Below are 25,095 nucleotides of genomic sequence, written 5' to 3'. Positions count from 1 at the left end.
GGAGACCCACCATGTTAGTAGGCGTACCGAAAGAGATCAAAAACCAGGAATCGCGTGTTGGCTTGACCCCGGCCAGCGTGAAAGAACTGACTTTGCGTGGCCACAAGGTCATGGTGCAGAAAAACGCGGGCGCGGCCATCGGCCTGGCGGACGCCATGTATGCGGCAGCCGGCGCCATGATGATCGACACGGCCGAGGAAATCTTTGCAAAAGCCGAGATGATCGTCAAAGTCAAGGAACCGCAGCCGCAAGAGTGCGCAATGCTGCGCGAAAACCAGATCCTGTACACGTATTTGCACCTGGCGCCGGACCCGGAACAAACGGCGGCCTTGGTGAAATCCGGCGCCGTCTGTATTGCGTATGAAACCATCACGGGCCCGAACGGCGGCTTGCCGCTGCTGGCCCCAATGAGTGAAGTGGCGGGCCGCATGTCGATCCAGGCAGGTGCGGCACACCTGGAAAAATCCAAAGGCGGCATGGGCTTGCTGCTGGGCGGCGTGCCTGGCGTGGCGCCGGGCCATATCGCCATTATCGGCGCCGGTGTGGTCGGCACCAATGCACTGCAAATGGCGATCGGCATTGGCGCCCGCGTCACCATCATCGATAAGAACGTGGACCGCTTGCGCCAGCTGGACCTGGCGTTTGGCAACCGCGTGACGACCCTGTATTCGAACGCCGCCAGCATTGAAGAAACCGTGCTCGATGCGGACCTCGTCATTGGCGGCGTGCTGGTTCCTGGCGCGGCGGCGCCGAAGCTGGTCACGAAAGACATGATTTCGAAGATGAAGCAGGGCGCCGTGGTGGTGGACGTGGCGATCGACCAGGGCGGCTGCTTTGAAACGTCGCACGCGACCACGCATGAAAAGCCGACGTATGTGGTTGACGGCGTCGTGCACTATTGCGTGGCGAACATGCCGGGCGCCGTGGCGCGCACGTCGACCTTTGCACTGAATAACGCCACCATCCAGCACGCGGTGGCGCTGGCCGACCGTGGCTGGAAAGCTGCCATGGCCAATCCGCACTTGAAGGCAGGGCTCAATGTTTGCCAGGGCAATGTCACGTATGAAGCGGTAGCCCGCGATTTGGGCTACCCGTATTTCTCGGCCGACTCGCTGTTGGCTTCACCGGAACAAGGACGATCCTGAAATGAGCAATCTCGACACCATCACCCACTTCATCAACGGCGAAAAAGTCGACACGCGCGGCGGCCGTTATGGCGATGTGTACAACCCGGCCTTGGGCGAGCCGGTAGCGCGCGTGGCACTGGGCACCGTGGACGAAGTGGATGCAGCCGTGCAGGCTGCCGCTGCCGCGTTCCCTGCCTGGTCCGCCACGCCGCCTTTGAGCAGGGCCCGCGTGCTGTTCAAGTATTTGCAGCTGTGCCAGCAGCACACCGATGAATTTGCCGCAATGCTGACGCGCGAACATGGCAAAACGTTCTCCGATGCACAAGGCGAAGTGGGGCGCGGCATTGAGATGGTGGAATTTGCTGTCGGCATTCCGCAAATGCTGAAAGGCGAATTCACGGACCAGATTGCGCGCGGCATCGATGCGTGGTCGATGCGCCAGCCGCTGGGCGTGGTGGCGGGGATTACGCCCTTTAACTTCCCCGTGATGGTGCCGATGTGGATGTTCCCTGTGGCGATCGCCTGCGGCAATACGTTTGTGCTGAAGCCATCGGAGCGCGACCCGTCGCCATCGTTGCTGCACGCGAAGCTGCTGAAGGAAGCGGGTTTGCCGGATGGTGTGTTCAACGTCGTGCAGGGCGATAAGACGGCTGTCGATGCGCTGCTGGATCATCCGGTCGTGCAAGCGGTCAGCTTCGTCGGCTCCACGCCGATTGCCGAATACATTTATGCGCGGGGCAGCGCGCATGGCAAGCGCGTGCAGGCGCTGGGCGGTGCGAAAAACCATATGGTGGTGATGCCGGATGCCGACATGGACATGGCGGTCGATGCCCTGATGGGCGCCGCTTATGGCTCCGCCGGTGAACGCTGCATGGCGATTTCCGTTGCCGTGGCGGTGGGCGATGCGGGCGACAAGCTGGTGGCCGCACTGAAAACGCGCACCGCTGCACTGAAAGTATGCGACGGCATGGAGCATGGCGCGGAAATGGGGCCGGTCGTGACAGCGGCCGCCAAGCAGCGTATCGAAGGCTTGATCGGCACCGGTGTGGAGCAGGGCGCCACGCTGGTGGTCGATGGCCGCAATTACAAAGTGCCAGGGCGTGAAAACGGCTTCTTCATCGGCGGCACGCTGTTTGACCATGTGACGCCGGACATGACGATCTACAAGGAAGAAATCTTCGGCCCCGTGCTGTGCGTGGTGCGCTTGCCGGACATCGGCCACGCGGTGGAGCTGATCAATGCCAATGAATTCGGCAACGGCGTCGCCGTGTTCACCCGCGACGGCGGCGTGGCGCGCGAATTCGTGCGCCAGATCCAGGTCGGCATGGTGGGCGTCAATGTGCCGCTGCCCGTGCCGATGGCATTCAATAGTTTCGGCGGCTGGAAGCGCAGCCTGTTCGGCGACCATCATGCCTATGGTCCCGAGGGCGTGCGCTTCTATACCCGCCATAAAGCAGTGATGCAGCGCTGGCCCAATACGGCTAGTGCTGGTGCGGAATTTGCATTCCCCCAAATGAAGTGACACTGAGCTACTGCCGTTGTGCGCACGGCGGCAGTAGCGAGGCAACCAAGTAAGGAATTGAGATCAAACCAAGCCAGGGATAAGACCATGATAGCCTCACTCCAGCACCTGCCGCAGCCCAAGGCGTCCAACGCCGAGCTGGGCGAACAGTTCACCGACCTGGCGCCGCCATTGAATGCGCGCCAGGCCGCCATCGAAAGTGCGCGCTGCCTGTATTGCTACGATGCGCCTTGTACGCGCATCTGCCCGTCGGAAATCGACGTGGCCAGCTTTATTCGCAACATCCACGAACAAAACATCAACGGCGCTGCCGCCGGCATCTTGAAACAGAATATTTTGGGCGGCAGCTGCTCGCGCGTCTGCCCCACTGAAATCCTGTGCGAAGACGCCTGTGTGCGCAACCACGATGCGGAAGGCCAGCCGGTGAAGATCGGCCTGCTGCAGCGCTATGCGCTCGATCACATGACGTTCAAGGAACACCCGTTCCAGCGCGCTGCGTCGACCGGCAAGAAGATTGCTGTCGTCGGCGCAGGACCGGCGGGCCTGTCGTGCGCACACCGCCTGGCCATGCTGGGCAATGACGTCGTGATTTATGAAGCGCAGGAAAAGTCTGGCGGCCTCAATGAATACGGCATTGCCAAGTACAAGCTGACGGACGACTTCGCGCAAAAAGAAGTGGAATTCTTGCTGGGCATAGGCGGCATCGAAGTGCGCCATGGCCAGCGCCTGGGCGGCAACGTGCAGCTCAAAGACTTGCATGCGCAATATGACGCCGTGTTCCTCGGCCTGGGCCTGGGCGCATCGCGCCAGCTGGGATTGACGGGGGAAGACGCGCCTGGCTTGATGGCAGCCATCGGCTATATCGCGGAACTGCGCCAGGCTGCCGACTTGACCAAGTTGCCTGTGCCGCGCCGCGCTGTCGTGATTGGCGCCGGCAACACCGCTATCGATATGGCTGTGCAAATCCAGCGTCTCGGCGCGGAAGAAGTCACCTTGGTGTACCGCCGCGGCTTCCCCGACATGAGCGCCACGCACCATGAACAAGACATCGCGAAAGCCAACCAGGTGCGCATGCGCACGTGGGCCGCGCCCAAGCAAGTGCTGCTGGACGACTCTGGCCGTGTGTGCGGCATGCGCTTTGAAAACACCAAGCTCGATGGCGCGAAGCTGCTGGGTACCGGTGTCACGTTTGATATCCCGGCTGACGCTGTGTTCAAGGCAATTGGCCAGGGTATGGACGAGCAAAGCCTGTCGGATGCGATGGCGTCCACGGTACAGCGCGACGGCGGGAAAATTCACGTCGATACGCATTTCCGTACCTCGGTGCCCGGTATTTATGCGGGCGGCGATTGCGTGGCGCCGGGCCAGGACTTGACGGTGCAGGCGGTACAGCACGGCAAACTTGCCGCACTGGCCATTCATCAAGACATCCTTTCCAAAGTGGAGGCTGCATAATGGCCGATCTGAGCATTAATTTCTGCGGCATCAAAGCGCCTAACCCGTTCTGGCTGGCCTCCGCGCCGCCGACCGACAAGGCGTATAACGTGGTGCGCGCATTCGAAGCAGGGTGGGGCGGCGTGGTATGGAAAACGCTGGGCGAAGACCCTCCCGCCGTCAACGTGTCGTCGCGCTATTCCGCACACCACGGCAAGAACCGCGAAGTCCTCGGCTTCAACAATATCGAGCTGATTACCGACCGTGACCTGGAACTGAACCTGCAGGAAATCACGGAAGTCAAAAAGGCATGGCCGGACCGCGCCATCGTGGTCTCGCTGATGCTGCCGTGCGAAGAAAAAGCGTGGGCAGACATTTTGCCGAAGGTGGAGGCGACGGGCGCCGACGGCATTGAATTGAATTTCGGCTGCCCGCACGGCATGCCGGAGCGGGGCATGGGTTCCGCTGTCGGCCAGGTGCCGGATTACGTGGAAATGGTGACGCGCTGGTGCAAGCAGCACACCAAACTGCCCGTGATCGTCAAGCTGACGCCCAACATCACGGATATCCGCGCCCCGGCGCGCGCCGCGCACAAAGGTGGTGCGGACGCGGTCTCGCTGATCAACACCATCAATTCCATCACGCACCTGGACCTGGACCGCATGGTGGCCTTCCCTGCGGTGGGTAACGCCAGCACGCACGGCGGCTATTGCGGTTCGGCCGTGAAGCCCATCGCGCTGAACATGGTGGCGGAAATCGCCCGCGACCCGCAAACCAAAGGCTTGCCGATTTCCGGCATCGGCGGCATCGGCAGCTGGCGCGACGCGGCGGAATTCATTGCGCTGGGCGCCGGTTGCGTGCAAGTGTGCACGGCGGCCATGCTGCACGGCTTCCGCATCGTTGAAGAAATGAAGGATGGCTTGTCGCGCTGGATGGATGAAAAAGGCTACAAGTCGCTGGATGACTTCATGGGCAAGGCCGTGCCGAACGTGACGGACTGGAAGTACCTGGACATGAATTACAAAGTCATTGCCCAGATCAGCCAGGACGACTGCATCAAGTGCGGCCGCTGCTACGTGGCGTGCGAAGACACGTCGCACCAGTCGATTTTCCGTACCGTCGATGCGGCGGGTTCGCCCACCTATACCGTCAACAAGGATGAATGCGTAGGCTGCAACTTGTGTGAAATCACCTGCCCGGTCCAGGGCTGCATCACGATGGTGCCGCAGGATACTGGCAAGCCGTATATGAACTGGACGCAGGATCCGCGTAATCCGCGCAGGGAGGTCAAGGCGGCATAAGCAGCAAGGTGGCATACGCAAACCCATTCGTCATCCCCGCGGAGGCGGGGATCCATAGGCCGCAGGCAGTTTTGGCGCAACATGGATCCCCGTTTTCACGAGGATGACGATCGCGTTTGCGGCAGTTGGCAAGTTCATTCCCGTTCCACCCGATATTGGAGAGATGCAGTGAATAACGACCTGTCCGGCAACACCCAGCTCTGGAACGAAGACCTGGCGCCCACCAGCGCCGCGCAGCGCACGTGGCGCTGGTTTCACTTTGCCGCCCTGTGGGTCGGCATGGTGATGTGCATTCCTGCCTATACCTTGTCCGCCAGTTTGATTGAAGGCGGCATGTCGGCCTGGCAAGCTGTATTTACCGTATTCCTGGCCAATGCCATCGTGCTGTTGCCGATGCTGGCCATCGGCCACGCGGGCACGAAATATGGCATTCCCTATGCCGTGCTGGCGCGTGCTTCATTCGGCACGTCCGGCGCGCGCCTGCCTGCGCTGATGCGCGCCATTGTGGCGTGCGGCTGGTATGGCATCCAGACGTGGTTTGGCGGCCAGATGATTTATACGCTGATCGGCGTAATGCTGGGCGGTGAAATTGGTGGCGCCAAAATTGCCGGCTTGGGCATCAACGGCATGCAATTCCTGTGCTTCCTCGCGTTCTGGGGCATCCAGTTCTGGTACATCGTGCACGGCATGGATGCGATCCGTAAGCTGGAAACCTACACGGCGCCTTTGAAAATCATCATCTGCTTCGTGCTGCTGGGCTGGGTGTACCAGAAGGCAGGCGGCTTTGGCCCGCTGCTGGACCAGCCATCGCAATTCGTCGAAGGCGGCAAGAAAGCAGGCCAGTTCTGGAATACGTTCTGGCCTTCGCTGACGGCCATGGTGGGCTTCTGGGCCACGCTCGCGCTGAACATCCCTGACTTCACCCGCTTTGCCAAGTCGCAGCGCGACCAGGTGCTGGGCCAGTCAGTGGGCTTGCCCGTGCCGATGGGTTTGTTGGCTGCGCTGGCCGTGATCGTCACGTCGGCCACCGTGGTCTTGTATGGCAAGGCGCTGTGGGACCCGGTTGACCTGGCCAGCCGCATGACGGGCGTGGCCGTGCTGGTGGCGCTGGTGATTTTGCTGATCGATACCGTCAGCGTGAACCTGGCGGCAAACCTGGTGGGACCTGCATACGACTTTTCCGCGCTGGCGCCCAGGCACATCAGCTACCGCATGGGCGGCTACATCACGGCATCGATTGCCATCCTGATGCTGCCATGGAAGCTGCTGGAATCCACGCAGGGCTACATCTTCACGTGGCTGATCGGCTATTCCGCTTTGCTGGGGCCCATCGCCGGCATTCTGATCATCGATTACTACATGGTGCGCAAGACGGAACTCAATGTCGAACAACTGTACCGCGACGATGGCATGTATTCGTATGGCAGCGGCTGGAACATGGCGGCCATCGTTGCCTTTGTCGTCGGCGTGGTTCCGAATATTCCAGGCTTTTTGAATGCGGCATTCCCGTCGTCGTTCCCCGGCGTGGGTGAAGGCTTCAAGACCATTTATACGTATGCGTGGTTTGTCGGCATAGCGATTTCCGCGCTGGTGTATGGCGTGATGATGAAGGGGAGGGCAGCGCCGGCGCTGCGTCCCGCGGCACAACGATAATCAGGAGACCAGGAGTATGAGCATATTGATTCGTGGCGGGACGGTGGTGAATGCAGACCGTGCATTCCGCGCCGATGTATTGACCGATGGCGACAAGGTCGTGGCAGTGGGCCCGAACCTGGAAGCGCCGGCCGGTGCGCGCGTCATCGATGCGGGTGGCCAGTACGTCATGCCGGGCGGGATCGACCCGCACACGCACATGAATTTGCCGTTCATGGGCACCGTGACGCAGGATGACTTCTTTACGGGGACGGCGGCGGGGCTGGCAGGCGGCAATACCACCATCATTGATTTCGTCATCCCGAATCCGCAGCAAAACCTGATCGAGGCGTACCAGCAATGGCGCGGCTGGGCACAAAAGGCCGCAGGCGACTATACGTTCCACGTGGCCATCACGTGGTGGGACGACACGGTGCACCGCGACATGGGCATCCTCGTGCGTGACCATGGCGTCAACAGTTTCAAGCATTTCATGGCCTATAAAAACGCCATCATGGCCGATGATGAAACGCTGGTGAAAAGCTTCCGCCGCGCGCTGGAACTGGGGGCGATTCCCACCGTGCACGCGGAAAACGGGGAACTGGTCTACCAGTTGCAGCAGGATTTGCTGAAACGCGGTTTGACGGGGCCATCTTCGCATCCGCTGTCTCGGCCACCAATGGTGGAAGCGGAAGCAGCCAACCGCGCCATCGCCATTGCGGGCGTACTGGGCACGCCCGTGTATATCGTGCACGTGTCGTGCGCGGAATCGCTGGAAGCCATTACACGCGCCCGCGCCAATGGCCAGCGCGTGTATGGCGAAGCGCTGGCTGGCCATTTGATTGTCGATGACAGCGTGTATGCGAGCCCCGACTTTGATTTCGCGGCAGGCCACGTCATGAGCCCGCCGTTCCGCAGCAAACACCACCAGGACGCGCTGTGGCATGGGCTGCAAGGCGGAAACCTGCATACGACGGCGACCGACCATTGCACGTTCTGCGCCGAGCAAAAGGCAGCAGGTAAAAACGACTTCACGAAAATCCCGAATGGCTGCGCCGGGGTGGAAGACCGCATGGCGGTGATCTGGGATGCCGGCGTCAATACCGGACGCTTGACCCCTTCGGAATTCGTCAAGGTCACGTCCGCCAATGCCGCGCAAATCTTCAATATCTATCCGCGCAAGGGCGTGGTGGCGGTGGGGGCTGACGCGGATATCGTCGTGTGGGACCCGGAAGGCCAGCGCACGATTTCCGCCAAGACCCAGCACAACAAAGGGGGCTTCAATGTATTTGAAGGCCGTACCGTCAAAGGCATCCCCACAACGACAGTCGCTGCAGGCAAGGTGGTGTGGCATGGCGGCCAGTTGATGGCAGTGGAAGGCGCGGGCCGGCACATCGACCGCCCGGCATTCGCGCCAGTCTCAGCGAAATAAGGAGCAACCATCATGAGAGATGAACTCGATAACATGCAAGTCAACGGTGTCCGCCTGTGGGCATCGCTGATGGAATTGGCGAAAATCGGCGCCACGGAAAAGGGCGGCGTCAAACGCCTGACTTTGACGGACCTCGATAAGCAGGGCCGCGACCTGGTCACGGGATGGGCGCGCGATGCAGGTCTCAGCATCACCGTCGACCAGATCGGCAATGTTTTCATGCGCCGCGACGGCGAAGACAATACGCTGCCGCCCGTGATGACGGGCAGCCATATCGATACGCAGCCAACCGGCGGCAAGTTCGATGGCAATTACGGCGTGCTGGCAGGGCTGGAAGTGGTGCGCACGCTGAATGACAAAGGCATCAAAACGAAGGCGCCGATTGAAGTGGCTTTCTGGACCAATGAAGAAGGTTCCCGCTTCGTGCCGGTGATGATGGGTTCCGGTGTCTTTTGCGGCGCGTTCACGCTGGAACATGCGTATGCGGCGAAAGACATCGAAGGCAAGACCGTCAAAGATGAACTGGAACGCATCGGCTACAAGGGCGACCAAGTGCCGGGACAGCACCCGATCGGCGCCTACTTTGAAGCGCACATCGAGCAGGGGCCCGTACTGGAAGATGCGAACAAAGTCATCGGCGTGGTGCCTGCCGTGATGGGTTTGTCGTGGTATGACTGCACGGTGACAGGCATGGAAGCGCATGCGGGACCAACGCCCATGCACTTGCGCAAGGATGCGATGCAGGTATCGACCCGCATCATTCAGGAAGTCGTGGCTATTGCCAACCGCTATCCGCCATATGGCCGGGGCACAGTGGGCATGATGCAAGTGTTTCCTAATAGCCGCAATGTGATTCCAGGCGAAGTGAAATTCAGTATTGACTTGCGCAACGTTAACGATGAGTTGCTCAATACCATGCACGAAGAAATGCTGGCCTTCGTGGAAAAAACGCGCCAGGAAACGGGGCTGGGCATCAAGATCGAGCGCGTGTCGTATTACCCGCCATGCCCGTTCCACCCGGATTGCGTGGGCGCCGTGCGCAATGCGACGGCAAAGCTCGGCTACTCGACGATGGATGTGGTGTCGGGCGCGGGCCACGATGCCATTTATGCGGCCCGTGTGGCGCCGGCCGGCATGATCTTCGTGCCGTGCAAGGATGGCATCAGCCACAATGAAATCGAAGATGCGAAGGCGGAGCACCTGGAGGCAGGGTGCAATGTGTTGCTGCACGCGATGCTGGAGAGGGCTGGCGTCGCGTAGCGCAGGCATGACAGCGCATGGGTATAATCGGTTGCAGGCGAGATTAACTGCCAGTCGATTCCAGATACCCATGGGCAAGATCAATGAGCGACGACACCCGCGTACAGCAACTGGAACAGGATGCGCAGCGGCTGGGCGAACGCCTGGCCGCCACCCTGGAAAGCATCTCGGATGCGTTCCTGATGCTGGACCGCGAATGGCGCGTGACCTTCATGAACCGGGTAGCGGAAAAAACGCTGCGCCGCAAGCGGGAAGACGTGCTGGGCGCCAACCTGTGGGAATTGTTTCCGGAAGCCGTGGGCGGGCCGTATTACCGCGCCTATCAAAAGGCCGTGGAAACAGGTGAAGCAGCGTGGTTTGAAGAATATTACGAGCCGCTGGACTTGTGGACGGAAGTGCGGGCGTATCCCAGCGCGGAAGGGCTCGCGATTTATTTCCTCGATATCGGCCAGCGCAAGGCGCAGGAAGCGGAGCTGCACCACCTGGCCTTTCATGACCGGTTGACGGGCTTGCCCAACCGCCAGCTGCTGGCGGACCGGATGGACCATGCGCTGCACCGGCACCGGCATACGGGAGAAACGGGCGCCTTGCTGTTCATCGACCTCGATCATTTCAAAAGCGTCAACGATGCGCACGGGCATGCGAAGGGCGACCAGCTGCTGTGCCAGGTCGGCGCGCGTTTGCAGCAATTGGCCAGCAATGCCGACACGGTGGCGCGCTTCGGCGGCGATGAATTTGTCATGTTGCTGGAAGATCTGGGCGCCGATGTGGGAGCCGCCGCGCAGCGTGCGCAAGCCATGGCGGTGCAAGTGCTGGAAGCATTTACTGAACCCTTTGTCCTGGACGGCATCTTGCTGTACAGCACGCCAAGCGTGGGCTTGACGATGCTTGATGCGGGCGGCGCGTCGGTCGACCAGTTGATCAAGCGCTCCGACCTCGCGATGTATCACGCCAAAGTGGCGGGACGCAACATGGCCAGCTGGTTCGAGCCGGATATGGAGCAGCGGGTGGCGGCGCGGGCCGTGCTGGAAGCGGACTTGCGCCACGCGCTGGAACAGGAGCAGTTCGAACTGTATTACCAGCCGCAGTGCGACATGCAAGGGCGCATGACCGGGGTGGAAGCGCTGCTGCGGTGGAACCATCCGCAGCGGGGGCTGGTGCCGCCGGTGGAATTCATCCCCGTGGCGGAGGAAACCGGCTTGATCGTGGCACTGGGCCGGTGGGTGCTGAAATCCGCGTGTACGGTGCTGGCGCAATGGTCAGCCGCGCCGGAAACGGCATGCTTGCGCATTGCCGTCAATGTCAGCGCGCAGCAATTCCAGCGGCCCGACTTCGTGGAACAAGTGCTGGCCGTGCTGGCAGCGGCCGGTGCGCCGCCGCAACGGCTGGTGCTGGAATTGACGGAAAGCCTGCTGTTGAAGGATGTGGATGGCACCGTGGCCAAAATGGCGCGCCTCAGCGATGCCGGCGTCGGTTGCGCGCTGGATGATTTCGGCACAGGTTATTCATCGCTGTCTTACCTGCACCGCCTGCCGCTGGTGGAATTAAAGATCGACCGTTCCTTTATCTGGGATGCGGACAATGCGCGCATCGGCGGCGCCATCGTGCACACGATTGCGGGGCTGGGCAAGGCGCTTAATCTCGACGTGGTGGCCGAAGGCGTGGAAACGGAACACCAGCGCGGCTTTGTCGAGGCGGCGGGATGCCACCGCTACCAGGGCTATTTGTATGGAAAACCCATGCCGTTGCCGCAACTGGCGGCCTGGATCAGCCACGCCCCACTATGTTGAGCCACTTTCACGTATCATGCAGCCTGACCAAAGCCAGCGTGACACCGTGTACCGATATGACCTGATCAGCTGCCATGATTGCGGCGTGCTGCATCGCCGCCGCCTCCTTGCGCCGCGCGACAAGGCGCGCTGCGTGCGCTGCCGTTCCGTGCTGTACCGGGGCGTTGACCCCGATTTGAACCGCATTGCCGCCATTACCATGGGGGCGCTGATTGTGTTTCTCATCGCGCAGCTGTCGCCCATCGTGCGGCTGGAAATGAATGGCAACACGTCCACCTCGACCTTGCCCCACGCCGTCGCCATCATGTGGGGGCAGGGCATGCGCGCCGTTTCCGTCTGCGTGGCGCTGTTTACCATCGTCTTTCCCGCCATCGAACTGGTATCCGTGCTGTATGTGGTGCTGGGCCTGCGCAGCGGACGCCAGCCGCCCGGCATGCATTGGCTGCTGCGCGGCGTGCGCAAAGCCCGCGAATGGGGCATGACGGAAGTGCTGATGATCGGCATTTTGATTGGCTTGATCAAGATGACCAGCATGTCCAAGGTGATTATCCAGCCCGGATTGCTGGCGTTTGGCGCGCTGACATTGATGATGGCGGTGGAAGCGTCGCTCGATCCCCGCTTGCTGTGGAATGCGGCGGACCGCCTGGGCGCGGGCGCGATGCTGGCGCCGGCCGAACGCGCGGCGCTGGAAACCAGGGCGCCGATGGTCGCGTGCCACGATTGCGGCCTGGTGCTGGCAGCGTATGCGAACCGGCATGGCCAGCGTTGTGCGCGCTGCGGCTGCAAGCTGCACCGGCGCAAGCCGGACAGCATCATGCGCACGTGGGCCTACCTGATTGCCGCCGCCATCCTGTATATTCCCGCCAACCTGCTGCCCGTGCTGAACACGGACTCCCTGTATGGCAACAAGGACGACACGATCATCAGTGGCGTCGTGTATTTCTGGGATACGGGCGCGCCGGAACTGGCCGTGATTATTTTCGTGGCCAGCATCGTGGTGCCGATGCTGAAGCTGGCTGCTTTATCGCTGCTGACGTGGACGGCGCAGCGCCGTTCGCACTGGCGTCCCATGCAGCGTACGGTGCTGTACCGGATGGTGGAGTTTATCGGCCGCTGGTCGATGCTGGATATTTTCGTGATTACTGTCAGCGTGGCGCTGGTGCGCTTCGACGCCATGGCCATGATGACGCCGCGCCCCGGCGCGCTGGCGTTTTGCGCCGTGGTGGTGCTGACCATGTTCGCGGCGCTGGAATTCGATCCCCGCTTGATCTGGGATCCGGTCAAAGATAAGAATGGAGTACGACATGTCTGAACAGGAAGGCTTGCCGGAGCCGAAAGTCGATAAGAAGGGCCGCTACCTGCCGTCGCTGGTTTGGCTGGTGCCATTGCTGGCGGCGCTGATCGGCCTGGGGCTGGTGGTGCAGGCCATCATGGACCAGGGGCCGACAGTGACCGTCAGCTTCCGCAGCGGCGACGGATTGGAGGCGGGCAAAACGCGCGTCAAATACAAAGACGTCGATATCGGGTTAGTCAGGTCGATTGCACTGGACCCGGATTTGTCGAAAGTGCTGGTCACAATTGAAATGAGCAAGGAAGCGAAGCGCTTCACGGCGGCCGATACCAAGTTCTGGGTGGTGCGTCCCCGTGTGGGCGCCAGCGGCGTGTCGGGGCTGGGGACGCTGCTGTCGGGCGCTTATATCGGCGTCGATGCGGGCAAGGGGCAGTTGGGCAATACGCAATTTACAGGACTGGAACGGGCGCCGCCTGTCGCCGTGGACCAGAAGGGAACGGTATTCAGCCTGCACGCGGAAAGCCTGGGCTCTGTCGATGTCGGGGCGCCGGTGTTTTTCCGCCGCATTCCAGTGGGGCAGGTGACGGATTATGTGCTGGATCCGGAAGGCACTGGCATCTCGATGCGTGTATTCGTCAATGCGCCGTATGACCAGTACGTGGGCAAGAATACGCGCTGGTGGCATGCCAGCGGCGTGGACGTGCGGCTCGATTCCAGCGGCTTTAAAGTCAACACGCAATCGCTGGCGGCGCTGCTGGTAGGCGGTATTGCATTTGAAACGCCGGGCGGCCGCAAGCCGGAAGCGGCTGCCGCCGCGGGGGCGCATTTCCTGCTGGCGGAAGACCAGGCCAGCGCGCTGCGCGAGCCGGATGGGGAAGCCATTACCAGCGTGTTTTATTTTGACCAGTCGCTGCGCGGCCTGGCCGTTGGCGCACCGGTGGACTTCCGGGGGATCGTGCTGGGCGAGGTGCGTTCGGTGGGCGTGGAATATGATCCGGCGAAGAAGAACTTCCGCATGCCGGTCACGGTGGACATGTATCCGGCCCGTTTGGGCAAGCGCTTCCGCCAAGCCTTGGCGGCGGGTCCGGACAAGGTGGGGCCGGAAGTGCTGGAACGCCTGGTCAGCCGCGGCTTGCGCGCGCAACTGCGCACAGGGAATATGCTGACGGGGCAGCTGTATATCGCGCTGGACTTCTTCCCGAATTCGCCGGCCGTCAAGATGGACCTGGCGCAATCGCCGCTGGAATTGCCGACCATCCCGAACAGCCTGGAAGAATTGCAAACGCAGCTGGCCAGCATTGCACGCAAGCTGGATAAGGTGCCGTTCGACCAGATAGGCGAGAATTTGAATGGCACGCTGAAAAATGCCAATGCGCTGCTGCGCCAGCTGGATAAAGAAACCATGCCGGAAATGAAGTCGACCCTGGCGTCGGCCAAGCAGACCTTTGCGGCGGCTGAGCAATTGCTGCAAAAGGATGCGCCGGTCCAGTCGGATTTGCGTGAAGCGCTGCAGCAGCTGACGCAAACCATGCAATCGTTGAATGCGTTGTCGGATTATCTGGAGCGCCATCCGGAATCGCTGTTACGCGGCAAGAAAGGGGATAACAAGTGAAACTGATTTTGACCGTGCTGTTATCCGCTGCCGCGTTGGCGGGGTGTGCGCATTCGACGCCGCCGGAACGCTTTTATAGCCTGAGTGCCGGCATGTCTGCCGCCGTGGCGCCGGTTGCGGCGAAAGCGCCTCTTTATTTCGAGCTGGCGGCGGTGTCGGTGCCGCAGCAAGTCAACCGCAGCCAACTGGTGGTGACGGTGGGCGAGGGCCGCGTCGAATTGCTGGAGCAGCAGCGCTGGGCGGCGCCGCTGTCGTCGGAGATTGGCCAGGCATTGTCGCTGGGGATCACGACGGAGCTGGGGGCGGTGGATGTTTACCGCACGGCGGCGCCGGACGCGGCGCCCGTGTACCGCATCAGCGCCAGCGTGCAGCGTTTCGAATCGGCGCCAGGAAAGTCCGCACTGGTCGACGCCGTATGGAGTGTGCGCCGTGCCGGGCAAACCAAGGTGCTGGCATGCCGCACGGTGGCGGAGGAGCCCGTTACGGGCAGTTATGATGAGCTGGTGGCAAGCCACCGCCGCGCAATGGCGCGCTTATCGGCCGCAGTGGCAAAAGGCGTGCTCGCGCTAGCCGCCGGCAGCAACGCCTGCCCATAATCCCTGCAAGTTCCCCCCGTGGGGTCAGACGTGCATTCGTGCATATAACCCGTGGGGTCAGGCGTGCATTCGTGCATTGCCGATTTTTGCGGAATCTTTGAGCTGGAAACCTTGCTGCTATCGGGCGAATCCCGTGGCGCGACATCGGGCTGTGGCATCGCGGCGTATTTTCATTGAGCCCATGGCGTCATTGCATCCAGGGGCAGACCGCCTTTCACTGCAGGGTGTATGCGAGAACGCACGAATGCACGCCTGACCCCACCGGGGGAACGCATCAATGCACGTCTGACCCCACGGTGTTAGACCCCACGGTGTTAACGGGGTTGCAGGGATGTGACCAGCTCGCGGGCGTAGCCGGGGAGGGTGTCCAGGTCACGCACACAGATGAGCAGTTTGCGGACGGCCCAGCCGTCAGTGAGCTTGACGTGGCGGATTGCCATCGCACCTTGCGCGCGCAGGACTACGGATTCTGGCAGCACGGCTACGCCGGCGCCCCCGGCTGCCATGCGGCATACGGCGTCCAGGCTGCGAAGGCGGACGCGGTAGGCCAGCCGTTTGCCGGTTTTTGCCGCCTGCTCGGCGACGTATTTTTGCAGCGCGCTGTCCCCCGCCAGTCCGATGAATTCATATGCCACCGCTTCGTCGAATGCGGCGCTGCGGCGGCGCTTTAATTGCATGGCCAGCGGATGGCTGGGCGACATCGCCAGCACCAGCTGGTCGTCGCGGAACGGAAATGTTTGCAGGCCGCTGTAATCGACGGAATCCGCAATCACGCCGATATCGGCCAGCCCGTCGCGCATGGCCTGCACAATGTCGTACGACAGCCGTTCCTCCAGGTCGATATTGACTTGCGGATGCGAGGCCATGAATCCTGCCAGTGCATCGGGCAGGAATTCCGCCAGCGCCGACGTATTGCACAGCACGCGGATTTGCCCTGTCAGTCCCGACGCGTGCTGTCCCATGTCCGCCCGCATGCGCTGCATTTGCTGCGTGATGACGCGCGCATGGTGCAGCAACGTGCGCCCCGCGTCAGTCGGCTCCACGCCGCGCCGGTCCCGCCGCAGTAACGGTACGCCAAGCACATCTTCCATGCCGCGGATACGGGCGCTGGCCGACGCCAGCGCCAAATGTACCTGCTCGGCGCCCGCCGTGATGCTGCCGCTTTCCGCCACAGCCAGAAATAGCCGCAAGTCGACGAGATCAAAGCGCATAAGTGTCTCCAGCCTTCGGAAAATACGAAACCTGCCTGAGTATATGCCACATTTTCACAGTGCGGGCCGCATGCCAGACTGCATGGCATGGACAATATCATTTACATCACGCTCGTCTTCGTGCTCGCTGGCGCAGTCAAAGGCGTTACCGGCATGGGACTCCCGACCGTGGCGGTAGCCTTGCTCAGCCTCGTCATGCGGCCAGTGGAAGCAGCGGCGCTGCTGGTCGTGCCTTCGCTTTTAACGAATGTTTGGCAATTGCTGTCCGGTGCGCCCGTATTGCCGTTGCTGGGGCGCCTGTGGCCCATGATGGCCGGAATCTGCGCGGGCACGTTGCTGGCCGGCGCCGCAGCGCTCGATGCACCGTGGGCCGTGGGCGCGCTGGGCATTGCGCTGGTGGTGTATGCACTGCTGGGATTAAAGGCAGTGCGCTGGCATGTGAAACCCGGGCTGGAAACTGTGTTGTCGCCACTGGCAGGCGCCGTCACGGGAGCCCTGTCGGCTGCCACCGGTGTCTTCGTCGTGCCGGCCGTGCCTTACCTGCAGTCGCTGGAACTGGATAAGGATGAACTGGTGCAGGCGATGGGCCTGTCGTTCACTGTATCGACGCTGGCGCTGGCCGTCGCCCTGGCTGCGCGCGATGCGTGGCAGCCGGCCATGGCGGGCATGTCCTTTCTCGCGCAATTACCGGCGCTGCTGGGCATGCTGATCGGGCAGCGTTTGCGCAACCGTATGCAGCCCGCGCTGTTCCGCCGCTGCTTTTTACTGGCGCTGCTGGTATTGGGCATGCATTTATCGCTGCAGTGGGCGTGGCATTAAGCCGGTAACGCAGCAATGACTTCGGCAATCCGTGCGCGCAGCCACATGTGGGCGGGATCGTGCTCCACGTTCGCGTGCCAGTACAAATGGTTATCGATGGCAGGCAGCGCCAGTGGCAACGGCAATACCTGGTGGTTGAATTGCTGGTTCAGCACGTGGCCATACCGGGCCGGCATGGTCAGCAGGAAATCGGTCTGGCTCACCACGCTGCACGCCGTGTAGTAGTGCTGGCAGCGCATGCGGATGCGGCGCTGCAAACCGCGCCGCGACAGTTCCACGTCTTCCAGGCTGGGCCCACTGCGCCGCGCGCTGACCTGGATATGCTGCTGGCGCAGATACAAGTCCAGATCCAGCGCATCCTGCACGTGCGGGTGTCCTCGCCGCGCAAACACCACGGTTTCATCCGGCGGCAGGCGCAGCGTGCGGATATGGTCGGACAGCGGCAACAGCACATCGATCCCCGCATCCACGGTGCCGGCAGCCAGTTCGCTTTCCAGTTCCGTACGGGCCATGCGCAGCACATTGACGCCCACCAGCGGCGCCTGCGCGGCGATGGCTGCCATCAGCGGCGGCAGCAAATTCGGTTCCACCACGTCGCGCATGGCGAGGGTAAATGTGCGTTCGCTGGTGGCGGGATCGAAGCGCTCGGCGGAATTGACCGTCAACTCCAGTCCCCGCAACGCGCTGCGCACCTGGCCGACGATATTGCGCGCCAGCGGCGTCGGCACCATTTCATGGCCCTGGCGCTCGAACAGGGGATCATCGAGCAATAAGCGCAGACGGCCCAGCGCATGGCTGATGGCCGGCTGCGTCAAATTCATTTTCTGGCTGGCGCGCGTCAGGCTGCGTTCTGTATAAATCGCATCAAACACGACGAACAGGTTCAGGTCGACCTTCGATATATGCATGGCATTTATTCTGTCGCATAAAAACTATTCATTTGATGAATTCTACCGTGCGCGATAAGCTGCGTACTAATCAATTGCAGTCGGGAGTGCAGCATGGGACAGATTTACCTCGTACGCCACGGCCAGGCATCGTTTGGCGCCGCCAATTACGACCAGTTGTCCAAGTTGGGATTCGAGCAGGCGCGCCTGCTGGGCCAGTGGTTCGGGAATTGCCACCAAACGTTTGAAAAAGTCGTGTGTGGCGGCATGGTGCGGCACCGGCAGACGGCGGATTCGTGCATGGGGGCGCTGCCGCGCCAGGCGCTGGTCGACACGGAGTGGGTGACGGACCCCGGCTTTGCGGAATTCAACCACGTGGAAGTCATCGTCAAACATTGTCCGGAATTTGCCAGCCCGGAGCAATTCAAGGCGTATGTCGCGCAGCAGCCGGACCAGAAATACGTGTTTGAACACGTGTTCGTGGCGGCCATGGAACGGTGGATGAGCGGCCGGCATGACGGCGATTACACGGAAACGTGGCAGGGATTCCAGGACCGCTGCGCGGCGGCATTGAAGCGCTTGACGGATGACGCGGAGACGGCGGAATCGTCGACCATCGTATTCACTTCCGGCGGCGTGATTTCCGCGCTGTGCAAACATTTGCTGGAATTACCTGACCGTAAGACCATGGAATTGAACTGGACCATTGCCAACGGTTCCGTGACGAAGCTGCAACACCGTCGTGGCCGGACCAGCCTGGCGTACCTGAATAATTTCTCGCACCTGGAGTGGCTGGGAGAAAACGGCAGCGTTACCTATCGCTAACCGGGCGAACGATAGTACTTTTAAATTTGGTAAATTTGGTGCCAGGCACCAAAGCAAAAAGCAACAAAAAAACCGGACGAGGAGTCCGGTTTTTCAATTCAGCGGGCGACGAAACTTAGGCTTTCGCCTTGAAGTTGCGCAAGAAGTGCAACAGCGCCTGCGCACCCAGTTCCGCGTCGTCGGCCGTCATGGTTTCCAGCGGGTTGTGGCTGATGCCGCCATTGCCGCAGCGGGTGAACAGCATGGCCTGGTCGCACAGGTGGGCAATCGCCATCGCATCGTGGCCCGCGCCGGACAGTAAATCAAAGCGCGGCAAGCCGGTGGTTTCCACTGCGGCACCCAGCTGGTCCATCAGCCATGGCGCGCACGGTGCGGCATTGGCTTCCACGACTTTTTCCAGCTTGGCTTCAATGAAGCGGCGCTCGCAAATTTCGTTGATGCCGTCCAGGATGTCCTTGACGGCAGCTTCGCGCACCTTGTCGTCCGCAGCGCGGATGTCCAGCGACAGCTTGCACGCGCCAGGAATCACGTTGACGGAACCATTCGGCACTTGCAGCTGCCCCACGGTGCCGACCAGCGATTCAATGTTGGCGCAGCGTTTTTCCACCAGCAGCACGATTTCCGCCGCAGCCGCGGCAGCGTCTTTACGCATATACATCGGCGTGGTGCCGGCGTGCGATGCGAGCCCTTTCAATTCCACCAGGTAGCGCGAGCTGCCGGCAATGGCCGTCACTACGCCCAGCGGCAAGCCTTTGCCAACCAATACCGGGCCTTGTTCGATGTGCACTTCGACGAAGGCGGCAATCTTGGCCGGATCGCGGGCGATGCCGGGAATGTTGGCGACATTGTGGCCGGCCTGTTCCAGCGCTTCACGCATGGTGATGCCGTCCGCATCTTTCGCGTCCAGCAGGTTCAAGTCGAAGCGGCCCGTAATGGCGTTGGAACCCAGGAACGTCGAACGGAAACGCACGCCTTCTTCTTCCGCGAAACCAATGATTTCAAAGTCGAATGGCAGCTTTTCACCTTGCTGGTTCAGGTATTTGACGATGGCGATCGGCAGCAGGATGCCCAGGCGGCCATCGTACTTGCCGCCATTGCGCACGGTGTCGTAGTGCGAACCGGTCAACAGGGTTTTTGCGTTCGGGTTGCCCGACAGGTAGCGGCCCACGACGTTGCCCACGTCGTCAATGTGCACTTGCATGCCGGCTTCGCGCATCCACGTGGCCAACTGCTCCGCTGACTTGCGGTGCGCATCCGTCATGTACGCGCAAGTCAGGCCGCCATCTTCGTCGCTCCACTGCGCCAGGTCTTCCGACCACTGCATGATCGTGGGGCCGAACTCCAGCGTATTGCCGGTCAAGTCGTTGATGCGCATTTCCGCGATGCGGTGGATCTGGCGCAGGCATTCGTGCAATTCATCGTCGCGCTGGTTGCGCGAACGGCGGGTGAACGTGGCGATGATTTGCTGGCGGTTCAATCCTTTGCCGGTCGGGCCTTTGACGGCCAGGATGAAGGGGAAGCCGAACTTGGCGTTGTAGTCGGCGTTGAGCTTTTGCAGCGTGGCGAATTCTTCCGCGCTGCACTGGTTCAGGCCCGAAGTGGCCTGTTCATTGGTCGATTCCGCCGTCAGCTCGCCGCGGACGGCGGCCTTGCCTGCCAACTCCGGGTGGGCGCGGATCAGGCCCAGTTGTTCGTCCTGCGTGGCATTCGTGACTTCCGCCTGCAACGCCTGCTTCAGCGCGGTCACAGTGGCAAACGGACGCCTGGCCGCCGCACGCTGCGGGATCCATGGCGAATGTTCATAGATGCCGTGCAGGCGTTCGGTGAAGGTGCTGACGTCGCAGCTATTCAGTTCGGAGAGTGTAGTCATCGTTATATCCATCCTTGGAGCTTCGATGATATAACCGCGCCTTTAAGCGAGATATATGGACTTTCCTATGAGATTTATACGTAGAGTCATACCGTCTGCATAGCGTTATTTCCCCAGCGCCTTGGCCGCCGCGCTGACCTGGTCGCGTAGCCACTTGTGTTCCGGCGCCTGGTGCACCCGTTCATGCCACAGCTGGTAAAAGCGCAGCGGAGGGAACTTGATGGGCACAGTATAAATCTTCAGCGGCAGCGATTTTTCATGGAAGCGCAGGAATTGGCGGCCCGTGGTCAAGACCAGGTCCGTCTGCGTCACCATGTACGGGATCAGGCCGAAATACGCCGACTCCACCAGCACGTTGCGGCGCATGCCCTGGCGCTCCAGGAATTCATCGATGACGCCATGGTAGCCGGGCAGCAGTTGCGACGGCGCCACATGCGGCAGCGATAAATAATCTTCCACCGTCATGGAATCGGTCTCGGTACGGCGCGCATACGGGCTGTTGGCATTCATCGCACACACGATCGGGTCTTCGAACAGCTTGGACATGTGCAAGTGTTCCGGCGGTTCTTCCCAGTTTGCAATCACCAGGTCCATGTCGCCATCGGACAGCAGGCGCACGTAATCCACGTCCGGGCCCAGGTTGTGGATCACCACGCGCGACAGCGGCGACCCGCGGCGCAGCTGGCATACGATGCTGGGCAAGAATTGCGTATCGAGATAGTCGGGTGCGGCAATATGGAAGGTGCGCGCTTCTTCTTGCGGCACAAATGGCGTTTTCTTGACGAACAGGCTCTCCGTTTCATCGAGGATGCGCTTGGCCGGTTTCAGCAGGCTTTCACCATGCTGCGTCGGCACCATGCCGCGCGCGCCACGTACCAGCAGCGGATCGCCCGTCAATTCGCGCAGCTTGCGCAGCGACGCGGAAATCGAGGGTTGCGGCTGGTTCAGTTTCAAGGCCACCCGCGACACATTCTTTTCCACCAGTAGCAGGTAGAGGATGCGGATCAGGTGGAGGTCGAGGTTTTTTGGCAGGCTGTTCATGCGCACCCCTTATATCGGATCGAATATGTTAAATATACGATATATTTCACGGACGTGGCACGAAAACCGTTTATTGTCGGTAAATTGCCGCTAATCCATACTCGAGGAATCCATGGACGCTTATGCCTACCTGATCCCATACGGCCTTGAATGGCTGAACCTGATAGTCCGCTGGCTGCACATCATTACCGGCATTGCATGGATCGGGGCATCGTTTTACTTTGTCTGGCTGGATAACTCGATCCGGCCGCCTGCGCCAGGTTCTGAACTGGCCAAGAAAGGCGTGTCCGGCGAATTGTGGGCCGTGCACGGCGGCGGCTTCTACAACCCGCAAAAATACCTGGTGGCGCCGAAAGAATTGCCCGCTGAACTGCACTGGTTCAAATGGGAAGCGTACACCACGTGGCTGTCCGGTATTGCACTGTTGACCATCGCGTATTACTTCAATGCGGAAGCCATGATGGTGGACAAGACTGTCGCGAATTTGACGGGCTTGCAGGCAGTCGGTATCGGCATCGCATCGCTGGTGATTGGCTGGACTGTCTACGATGTGCTGTGCCGTTCGCCGCTGGGCAAGCATGATGCAGCGTTTGGTGTCGTGATTTTCCTGTTGCTGGTGTTTGCATGCTGGGTACTGACGCACTTCCTCAGCGGCCGCGCCGCGTATATCCACGTGGGCGCCATGATCGGCACCATCATGGTGGGGAACGTGCTGATGTCGATTATTCCCGGCCAGCGCCGCATGGTGGAAGCCATGCGCGCGGGCGGCTTGCCGGACCCGGTGCATGGCATCAAGGCCAAGCAGCGCAGCGTGCACAATAACTACTTCACGTTGCCGGTGCTGTTCATCATGATCAGCAACCATTATGCGATGACGTACCGCAGCGACAAGGCATGGCTGGTGCTGGCCCTGATCATGGCGGCCGCTGTGTTCATCCGCCACTTCTTCAACTTGCGCCATAAAGAGCGCTTTGAAATCCAGTACCCGCTGATCGGTGCCGTGCTGCTGCTGGTGGTGGCCGTCATGATCGCGCCGCAGAAACCTGCCGCGCCGGCTGCCGGTGTGGATACTGCAGCGCAGTTCGCGAAAGTGCAGGGCATCATTGCGCAGCGCTGCGCCACGTGCCATTCCGCTACGCCGACGCAACCGGGCTTCGCCACGGCCCCGGCCGGCATCACGCTGGATAACGAAGCGCAAATCCGCCAGAACGCAGAAAAAATCTATAAGCAAGCCGTCCAACTGAAGGCCATGCCGATCGGGAATCTCACCAATATGACCGATGCGGAACGTGCTGTGGTCGCAGCCTGGTTTGAAAACGGGGCCAAGTAAGCGGCGCAAAATAAGGAGAAACTCAATGAGCAATGAAGAAAAGCTGATCAAGTGGATCGACGACCACTTTGATGAAGAAGTCGCATTCATGCAGCAGGTATTGCGCGTGCCCACCGACACCCCGCCTGGCAACAATGCACCGCACGCTGACATGGTTGCCGATGCCGTCAAAGCTTATGGTTGGACGGCGGAAAAGCATGTGGTGCCGGAACAGGTGGTGCGCGACTATGGCATGGAAGCCATCACGAATTTGATCATCCGCCGTCCCTATGCGGAATCCGGACCGACCGTGGCGTTGAATGCGCACGGCGACGTGGTGCCGCCCGGCGATGGCTGGACGTATCCGCCGTATGGCGGCGTGATCGACAATGGCTATATTTATGGCCGTGCGGCAGCCGTGTCGAAGTGCGACTTTGCCACCTATATCTTTGCCGTGCGCGCACTGGAAGCGCTGGGCGTGCCATTGAAAGGCAAGCTGGAACTGCACTTTACGTATGACGAAGAATTTGGCGGCTTGCTAGGACCGGGCTGGATCTTGCAGCAACAATTGACGAAGCCGGATTTCGTCATTGCGGCAGGTTTCAGCTATGCGATCGTCACGGCGCACAACGCCTGCCTGCAATTTGAAATCACCGTCAACGGCAAGTCCGGCCACGGCGCCATGCCGGAAACGGGCCACGATGCGTTGCAGGCGGCGACGAAAATTTTGAATGCGCTCTACAGCCAGTTGCCGGAACTGAAAAAGGTCAAATCCAAAGTGCCGGGCATCGACAGCCCGACCATGCTGGTGGGGCGCATCGATGGCGGAACCAATACCAACGTGGTGCCCGGCAAAGTCGTCATGAAAATGGACCGCCGCATGATTCCGGAGGAAGACCCGGTGGCGGTGGAAGCGCAAGTGCGCGCGCTGATCGAAGACGCAGTGCGCGGCGAGCCTGGCATCACGGTCGATATCCGCCGCATCCTGCTGTCGCACGCATTGCGTCCGCAGCCGGGCACGGAAAAAATCGTGGCCAGCCTGCAGAAAAACGCGAAAGCGATTTTGGGCGAGGATATTCCGGCAGTTGGCACGCCGTTGTATGCCGACGCGCGGCTGTATGGCGAGCAGGGTATCCCGGCCGTGCTGTATGGCGCGGGGCCCCGTTCGGTGCCGGAATCGAATGCCAAGAAAGCCGATGAGCGGCTGGCGCTGGAAGACTTGCGCAAGGCCACCAAGATTGTTGCGATGACGCTGGCGGATTTCCTGGCCTGAGCCGTTAAGGAACACCGCGCGACAGCTGGCGATTAAGGTCCGGTTAAGTTGCATGCGCGAAAGTTGCCAAATGCAAACCATGCGGAGCGGCAATGCTTTCCTCGATCTTGCAGCACTTGGCACTGCGTGCGATCCGCGCCTACCAGCGCTGGCTGTCGCCCTACAAAGGCTTTGCCTGCGCGTTCCGCGTCCATACCGGGCGCGACAGTTGTTCTGCGTATGGCCACCGGGTAATCAGCCGATTCGGTGTATCGGCTGGAATGGCGCTGCTGCGCCGGAGGCTGGCCGCGTGTGGCGCGCAGCACCGGCTGCACGCGCCATCCCGCCAGCCGCACGCGAGCTTGCGGCAGCAGGCGGGATTTTGTGATGCATCGTGTGACGTGCCCACGTGCGACGCGCCGTGCGACATGCCGGCGCTGGATACCGCTTGCGACGTGGCCAGTTGCGGCTGCGATTTGGCTGACCTGTGGCCTGGCAAACGCAAGCGGGAAGATGGCGACGGTGAAGCCCTGCAGCGGGCGCTGCTGTTACCGGAAAACCGGCCGGAAGAATGACCGCTCATAACTGAGGAAGCACTTGGTTTCGCGGTAGTAATCCATCGCCGCCATGCATTCCTTGTCCGTGGCTGCCGCAATGCGGTATTGCTCGTATGCAGCCAGCGAATCAAACGAGAACGACGCCAGCGCCACATTGCTGGCGCCTTCGCTGGGCAGGAAATACCCATGGTGCGTACCGCCGAATTTTTCCACCAGCGGTATCCACAGCCGTCCGTAGTGTTCGAATTCAGCCAGTTTGTCGGGGTCGATGATATAGCGCAGGTGGCAGGTGATCATGGCGGTACCGTGAAGTGAAAGGATGACTAA

21 protein-coding genes are annotated in these 25,095 nt (G+C 61.0%); 16 read left to right on the top strand and 5 right to left on the bottom strand.

All coding sequences use genetic code 11. The features are described 5' to 3' along the window. Window positions 1-11: 11 nt before the first annotated feature. The 11 genes from ald to GM668_RS06755 all read left to right on the top strand — a co-directional run bounded on the left by ald (window position 12) and on the right by GM668_RS06755 (window position 14,997). The gene (gene ald, locus GM668_RS06805; RefSeq protein ID WP_155438205.1) at window positions 12-1,145 is read left to right on the top strand and encodes an alanine dehydrogenase; all 1,134 of its coding nucleotides are present in this window, start codon (window positions 12-14) and stop codon (window positions 1,143-1,145) included. Between the two features lies 1 nt (window position 1,146). Beyond that, a complete protein-coding gene (locus tag GM668_RS06800) occupies window positions 1,147-2,649 on the top strand; it encodes a CoA-acylating methylmalonate-semialdehyde dehydrogenase (protein WP_155438204.1) in 1,503 nt (500 codons plus the stop codon). A gap of 87 nt (window positions 2,650-2,736) precedes the next feature. Beyond that, complete coding sequence (locus GM668_RS06795) at window positions 2,737-4,104, top strand: NAD(P)-dependent oxidoreductase (RefSeq protein ID WP_155438203.1); 1,368 nt, start codon at window positions 2,737-2,739, stop codon at window positions 4,102-4,104. Then, the gene (gene preA, locus GM668_RS06790; protein ID WP_155438202.1) at window positions 4,104-5,384 is read left to right on the top strand and encodes an NAD-dependent dihydropyrimidine dehydrogenase subunit PreA; all 1,281 of its coding nucleotides are present in this window, start codon (window positions 4,104-4,106) and stop codon (window positions 5,382-5,384) included. The genes GM668_RS06795 and preA overlap by 1 nt, the downstream gene beginning before the upstream one ends. A 168-nt stretch (window positions 5,385-5,552) precedes the next feature. Continuing rightward, window positions 5,553-7,037: an NCS1 family nucleobase:cation symporter-1 gene (locus GM668_RS06785; protein ID WP_170305528.1), complete on the top strand. Its 1,485-nt coding sequence runs from the start codon at window positions 5,553-5,555 to the stop codon at window positions 7,035-7,037. 16 nt (window positions 7,038-7,053) lie between these two features. After that, window positions 7,054-8,448: a dihydropyrimidinase gene (gene hydA / locus GM668_RS06780; RefSeq protein ID WP_155438200.1), complete on the top strand. Its 1,395-nt coding sequence runs from the start codon at window positions 7,054-7,056 to the stop codon at window positions 8,446-8,448. A gap of 12 nt (window positions 8,449-8,460) precedes the next feature. After that, window positions 8,461-9,708: a Zn-dependent hydrolase gene (locus GM668_RS06775; RefSeq protein WP_155438199.1), complete on the top strand. Its 1,248-nt coding sequence runs from the start codon at window positions 8,461-8,463 to the stop codon at window positions 9,706-9,708. A gap of 83 nt (window positions 9,709-9,791) precedes the next feature. After that, on the top strand, window positions 9,792-11,498 hold the full coding sequence (locus GM668_RS06770; RefSeq protein WP_155438198.1) for a putative bifunctional diguanylate cyclase/phosphodiesterase: 1,707 nt from the start codon (window positions 9,792-9,794) through the stop codon (window positions 11,496-11,498). 16 nt (window positions 11,499-11,514) lie between these two features. Further along, window positions 11,515-12,810: a paraquat-inducible protein A gene (locus GM668_RS06765; RefSeq protein WP_155438197.1), complete on the top strand. Its 1,296-nt coding sequence runs from the start codon at window positions 11,515-11,517 to the stop codon at window positions 12,808-12,810. Further along, window positions 12,803-14,401 carry a PqiB family protein gene (locus GM668_RS06760; protein WP_229499017.1) on the top strand — a complete coding sequence of 533 codons (1,599 nt, stop codon included), beginning with the start codon at window positions 12,803-12,805 and terminating at the stop codon, window positions 14,399-14,401. Before GM668_RS06765 ends, GM668_RS06760 begins: the two co-directional genes overlap by 8 nt. Continuing rightward, the gene (locus GM668_RS06755) at window positions 14,398-14,997 is read left to right on the top strand and encodes a PqiC family protein (protein ID WP_170305527.1); all 600 of its coding nucleotides are present in this window, start codon (window positions 14,398-14,400) and stop codon (window positions 14,995-14,997) included. The genes GM668_RS06760 and GM668_RS06755 overlap by 4 nt, the downstream gene beginning before the upstream one ends. A gap of 314 nt (window positions 14,998-15,311) precedes the next feature. On the opposite strand, the gene GM668_RS06750 is transcribed toward GM668_RS06755, so the two are convergent. Next, a complete protein-coding gene (locus GM668_RS06750; protein WP_155438195.1) occupies window positions 15,312-16,208 on the bottom strand; it encodes a LysR family transcriptional regulator in 897 nt (298 codons plus the stop codon). 87 nt (window positions 16,209-16,295) lie between these two features. On the opposite strand from GM668_RS06750, the gene GM668_RS06745 reads away from it, so the two are divergent. Next, window positions 16,296-17,027: a sulfite exporter TauE/SafE family protein gene (locus GM668_RS06745; RefSeq protein WP_155438194.1), complete on the top strand. Its 732-nt coding sequence runs from the start codon at window positions 16,296-16,298 to the stop codon at window positions 17,025-17,027. Here GM668_RS06745 and GM668_RS06740 read toward each other — a convergent pair. Next, window positions 17,024-17,935 carry a LysR family transcriptional regulator gene (locus tag GM668_RS06740; RefSeq protein WP_155438193.1) on the bottom strand — a complete coding sequence of 304 codons (912 nt, stop codon included), beginning with the start codon at window positions 17,933-17,935 and terminating at the stop codon, window positions 17,024-17,026. The two genes, GM668_RS06745 and GM668_RS06740, sit on opposite strands and share 4 nt — an antisense overlap. A 93-nt stretch (window positions 17,936-18,028) precedes the next feature. Between GM668_RS06740 and GM668_RS06735 the strand changes: the two genes are divergently transcribed. After that, the gene (locus GM668_RS06735; protein ID WP_155438192.1) at window positions 18,029-18,739 is read left to right on the top strand and encodes a histidine phosphatase family protein; all 711 of its coding nucleotides are present in this window, start codon (window positions 18,029-18,031) and stop codon (window positions 18,737-18,739) included. 115 nt (window positions 18,740-18,854) lie between these two features. On the opposite strand, the gene GM668_RS06730 is transcribed toward GM668_RS06735, so the two are convergent. Together GM668_RS06730 and GM668_RS06725 are read right to left on the bottom strand one after the other, a co-directional pair. After that, complete coding sequence (locus tag GM668_RS06730) at window positions 18,855-20,609, bottom strand: allantoate amidohydrolase (protein WP_155438191.1); 1,755 nt, start codon at window positions 20,607-20,609, stop codon at window positions 18,855-18,857. 105 nt (window positions 20,610-20,714) lie between these two features. Continuing rightward, window positions 20,715-21,650: a LysR substrate-binding domain-containing protein gene (locus GM668_RS06725; RefSeq protein ID WP_155438190.1), complete on the bottom strand. Its 936-nt coding sequence runs from the start codon at window positions 21,648-21,650 to the stop codon at window positions 20,715-20,717. Window positions 21,651-21,762: 112 nt separating this feature from the next. On the opposite strand from GM668_RS06725, the gene GM668_RS06720 reads away from it, so the two are divergent. The 3 genes from GM668_RS06720 (at window position 21,763) to yidD (ending at window position 24,786) form a co-directional block, all read left to right on the top strand. Next, window positions 21,763-22,980, top strand: a complete 1,218-nt coding sequence (locus GM668_RS06720; protein ID WP_155438189.1) for a urate hydroxylase PuuD — start codon at window positions 21,763-21,765, stop codon at window positions 22,978-22,980. A gap of 25 nt (window positions 22,981-23,005) precedes the next feature. Further along, on the top strand, window positions 23,006-24,232 hold the full coding sequence (locus tag GM668_RS06715) for a M20/M25/M40 family metallo-hydrolase (RefSeq protein WP_155438188.1): 1,227 nt from the start codon (window positions 23,006-23,008) through the stop codon (window positions 24,230-24,232). Between the two features lie 92 nt (window positions 24,233-24,324). After that, window positions 24,325-24,786 (top strand): membrane protein insertion efficiency factor YidD, encoded by a 462-nt coding sequence (gene yidD, locus GM668_RS06710; protein WP_229499015.1) that lies wholly within the window; start codon window positions 24,325-24,327, stop codon window positions 24,784-24,786. Here the strand turns inward: yidD and GM668_RS06705 are convergent. After that, window positions 24,760-25,065 (bottom strand): NIPSNAP family protein, encoded by a 306-nt coding sequence (locus tag GM668_RS06705; protein WP_155438187.1) that lies wholly within the window; start codon window positions 25,063-25,065, stop codon window positions 24,760-24,762. The two genes, yidD and GM668_RS06705, sit on opposite strands and share 27 nt — an antisense overlap. Window positions 25,066-25,095 lie beyond the last annotated feature (30 nt).

This window comes from Pseudoduganella ginsengisoli (genome assembly GCF_009720865.1).
Classification (GTDB): domain Bacteria; phylum Pseudomonadota; class Gammaproteobacteria; order Burkholderiales; family Burkholderiaceae_D; genus Rugamonas; species Rugamonas ginsengisoli.
Note: the sequence above shows the minus strand (reverse complement) of the source record. Positions and strands in the feature narration are given on the sequence as shown.